The sequence below is a fragment of the Bradyrhizobium oropedii genome, assembly GCF_020889685.1.
GTDB lineage: Bacteria > Pseudomonadota > Alphaproteobacteria > Rhizobiales > Xanthobacteraceae > Bradyrhizobium > Bradyrhizobium oropedii.
Map to the genome: position 1 here is coordinate 1 of NZ_JACMYO010000461.1, position 863 is coordinate 863.

Sequence of the window (863 nt, forward strand, 5' to 3'; positions counted from 1 at the left end):
GTTCACCACGGCGACGACGCTGGTCGCAGGCCTTGCCAAGGCGCACGGCGAGCGACGCCTGGACGAGAAACTGCTCGCCCTGTCGAAGCCAAAGCTGCTGATCGTCGACGAGCTCGGCTACTTGCCGCTTGAACCTGACGCGGCGCATCTGTTCTTCCAGCTGGTCAGTCGCCGCTACGAAACCGGCGCCATGCTAATCACGTCGAACCGCAGCGTTGCCGAATGGGGCACAGTGTTCGCCGAGCCGATGACTTCATGATGCCTCCTTCTTCGAACGCTTGGTGCGTCGCACCCGCTTGCGAAGTCGACTGATTTGCTCGTCTGAGAGCTCGATCTGCCATGGCTGGCCCTTGGCCAACTGACGACCTGCCAGCAATCCGCGCGCAAGATAATCGAAGATTGTTTGCGGAGTTACTCCAAGCTCAGCCGCCGCGCCCTGAATCGAGAAGCTCCCGTCGGGCCAGCGCATCGGATTATTGTCCACACCGTTGATTTTGACGGTTGGAATGCCCCAGCGGGTACGCAGTACCCAGACGTTCTCGCCTTTGAAGGCGCAGCCTCGGGCTGCGACGAAGCCTTCCTGATTGAGTATGGCCGCGATCTCGGCGTCCATTTTGTGTTCAGCATTCAACTCGATGATCCGTCGCCGCAACCGATCAATGTCGATGTAATTGCGGTAGGTGTGAACCCGCCGTTGAACGTGATACTCGCTGGTTGCGCCGGTCTGCCAGACGATCTTGAGCCAGACCTGACCTCGGGCCCGCTTCTGATCAAGAACGACTTCGCGGATGACAAATCGTAGAATGCGCTTGCGATCGGCTGCCGACGTGGTGGTCGCGTTCCAAATCCGCGGCAGGTTCTCT

General features: G+C 59.6%; 1 protein-coding gene and 1 pseudogene. One reads left to right on the forward strand and one right to left on the reverse strand.

Going from position 1 to position 863, the window contains the following annotated elements:
* Positions 1 to 259: ATP-binding protein (locus H8A95_RS43280; RefSeq protein WP_274617732.1), on the forward strand; the 259-nt coding region annotated here is incomplete at its 5' end.
* Here H8A95_RS43280 and H8A95_RS43285 read toward each other — a convergent pair.
* Positions 254 to 863: pseudogene (locus H8A95_RS43285) on the reverse strand (recombinase family protein); the annotation flags it as partial. The gene H8A95_RS43280 and the pseudogene H8A95_RS43285 overlap by 6 nt on opposite strands.